Origin of the sequence: Streptomyces sp. 150FB (assembly GCF_000818195.1) — a bacterium.
In the GTDB taxonomy this organism is placed as follows: domain Bacteria; phylum Actinomycetota; class Actinomycetes; order Streptomycetales; family Streptomycetaceae; genus Streptomyces.
In genome coordinates this window covers 7,093,180-7,096,209 of record NZ_JTHL01000001.1, presented here as the reverse complement: position 1 = coordinate 7,096,209, position 3,030 = coordinate 7,093,180, and the positions used below count along the sequence as shown (strand labels likewise).

Sequence of the window (3,030 nt, the reverse complement as noted above, 5' to 3'; positions counted from 1 at the left end):
GTACGTCAGTCCGCAGACGACCGCCAGGGGTGTGGCGAGGACGCGGCTGCCCTCGGTCCAGCCGAGCCAGCCCGTCACGTCCAGGATGTGCAGGCTGTTCAGGACGCCGACGACGGGCCCGCCGTCGGCGAGGATCGTCTTCCACGCCAGCGTGCGGATCAGGAAGCTGGTGAAGAACGGCGCGATGACGAGGACCAGCAGCAGATTGCGCCAGCGGCCGGCGCGGAAGGCGATGAGGTAGGCGAGCGGGTAGCCGATCAGCAGGCACAGCACGGTGGCGGTGCCGGCGTAGAGCAGCGAGCGGACGAACTGCGGCCAGTACTGCTGGAGGGCGTCCCAGTAGGTCGCGAAGTGCCAGGTGACCTGGAAGCCCTGCTCCAGCGAGCCGGTCTGTACGGAGGTCGACGCCTGGTAGACGAGCGGCAGCGCGAAGAAGACGAGCAGCCAGAGGATGCCGGGCAGCAGCAGCCAGTACGGTACGAGCCGCCGCCCCACCGAGGCCGTGCGCTCCGGGAGTCCGGCGTCCTCGGCGGCCGGGGCGGGTGCTGCTTCGGTGACCGTCACGAGGCCTCCTCGCCGGAAGCCCCGGCCCCCGCTGCGCCCGTCTCCGCCGCTGTCCCGGCGAGCGGGGACTGCGCGGCGTCGAGGCCGAAGGTGTGGGCCGGGTTCCAGTGCAGGACGACCTCGGCGCCGGGGCGGAGCCGTCCGTCGCGTTCGATGTTCTGCGCGTACACCTCCAGGCCCTGGCCGACCGGGCTGTCGACGACGTACTGCGTGGAGACGCCGATGAAGCTGGAGTCGGCGATCCGCCCGGTGATCCGGTTGCGTCCCTCCGGGATCGTGCCGGCGTCGTCCGCGTGTGCCAGGGATCTTCTCGGGGCGCACACCGACGAGCAGCCGGCCGCCGATCGCCGTCGGTGCCTGGCAGCGGCCCCCCGGCAGCAGCAGTTTCGTGCCGGCGGCCGCGACCACGACGTCGGCGCCGTCCTCGGCGGCGACCTCGGCCTCGATGAGGTTGGAGGTGCCGAGGAAGTTGGCGACGAAGGTGGTCCTCGGGTTCTCGTAGAGGTCGGCGGGGTCGCCGAGCTGCTCCACGCGGCCCGCGTTCATGACGGCGACCGTGTCGGCCATCGTCATGGCCTCCTCCTGGTCGTGGGTGACATGGACGAAGGTGATGCCGACCTCGGTCTGGATGCGTTTGAGTTCGAGCTGCATCTGCCGGCGCAGCTTGAGGTCGAGGGCGCCGAGCGGCTCGTCGAGGAGCAGCACCTGCGGGCGGTTGATCAGCGCGCGTGCGACGGCGACGCGCTGCTGCTGGCCGCCGGAGAGCTGGTGCGGCTTGCGCCGGGCGAAGTCGCCGAGCTGTACGAGGTCGAGCATGGCGCCGACGTCGGCGCGTACGGACTTGACGCCCCGGCGGCGCAGGCCGAAGGCGACGTTCTCGTAGATGTCGAGGTGCGGGAAGAGCGCGTAGCTCTGGAAGACGGTGTTGACCGGGCGCTTGTACGGCGGCAGGTCGGTGACGTCCTTGTCGCCGAGGTGGACCGTGCCGGTGGTCGGGTCCTCCAGTCCCGCGATCATCCGCAGGGTGGTGGTCTTGCCGCAGCCCGAGGCGCCGAGGAGGGCGAAGAAGGAGCCCTGCGGCACAGTGAGGTCGAGCGGCCGTACGGCGTGGAAGGAGCCGTACGTCTTGCTTATCCCGGTGAGGCGGACGTCGTCGCCGCCCTGGCCGGTGGATGCGGTCTCTGTCATGGGTAACGTCCCGGGGCTTGGGAGATGACGGGATGGCAGGCTGTGAGCGGGGGCGCGGGCGCGGGCGGATCGGGGTACGGGCGGGGCACGCCGCTCAGGCGCCGATCAGCTTGGAGAACTTCCCCTCCAGCGACGTCTCCTCCGCGCTGCCGAGCGAGCGGAAGGAGTGCGAGGTGGTGGCGAGTGCCCGGTCCGGGATGATCAGCGGGTTGGCCGCCATCTTCTTGTCGATCTTCGCGAGGTAGGGGCGTACCGTCGCGCCGTCGACCGGGCAGACGTAGTTGATGTAGGCGGCGAGCTGGGCCGCCGTGTCCGGTTCGTAGTAGTGGTCCATGAGCTTCTCGGCGTTGGTCTTGTGCCGTGCCTTCGCCGGGACCAGCAGGTTGTCGGTGGAGATCATGTAGCCGCTGGAGGGGACCGCGTACTTGATGTCCGGGTTGTCGGTCTGGAGCTGGACGATGTCACCGGCCCAGGCGACGCACGCCGCGATGTCGCCCTTGTCGAGGTCGGCCGTGTAGTCGTTGCCGGTGAAGCGGCGTATCTGCTGCTGGTCGACGCCCTTCTGGAGGCGGGCGATCGCGGCGTCGTAGTCGTCCGTCGTGAAGGTCGCGGGGTCCTTGCCCATGTCGAGCATGGTCATCCCCATCGTGTCCCGCATCTCGGTGAGGAAGGAGACCCGGCCCTTGAGCTTGGGGTCGTCGAGGAGCTGCGAAACGGAGTCGACCTTGCGGCCGCCGGTGGCCTTGGTGTTGTACGCGATGACCGTCGGTATGCCGGCCCAGGGGTAGGAGTAGGCGCGGCCCGGGTCCCAGTCCGGGCTGCGGAACTGCGCGGAGAGGTTCGCGTAGGCGTGCGGCAGGTTGGAGGCGTCGAGTTTCTGCGCGTACCCGAGCCTGATGATGCGGGCGGCGAGCCAGTCGGTGACGCAGATGATGTCGCGCCCGATGTCCTGGCCGGCGGCGAGCTGCGGCTGGATCTTGCCGAAGAACTCGACGTTGTCGTTGATGTCGGTGTTGTACGTGACCTTGATGCCGGTGCGTCGGGTGAAGGCTTCGAGGGTCGGGTAGTGCTTGCCGTCGTCCGTGACGTCCATGTACTCGGTCCAGTTGGAGAAGACGACCTTCTTCTCCTTGGCCGAGAAGTCGGTCGAGGCGGGACCGTCCTCGTCGCGCTTCGCCGGCGGGATGCCACAGGCGTCCAGCACCGCGAGGCCGCCGAGGGTGAGGGCGCCGGCCCCGGTGGCGCGCAGCAGCGAGCGGCGGGTGAGGGCGCCCCTGC

General features: G+C 69.7%; 1 protein-coding gene and 2 pseudogenes. All 3 read right to left on the bottom strand.

The annotated features are described in order from the left end of the window. Window positions 1-75: 75 nt before the first annotated feature. Window positions 76-564, bottom strand: a pseudogene (locus QR77_RS49305) (ABC transporter permease); the annotation flags it as partial. Then, window positions 561-1,752, bottom strand: a pseudogene (locus QR77_RS30495) (ABC transporter ATP-binding protein). The pseudogenes QR77_RS49305 and QR77_RS30495, both read right to left, overlap by 4 nt. Window positions 1,753-1,846: 94 nt before the next feature. Beyond that, on the bottom strand, window positions 1,847-3,030 hold a 1,184-nt coding region (locus QR77_RS30490), incomplete at its 5' end, for a spermidine/putrescine ABC transporter substrate-binding protein (protein ID WP_040025216.1).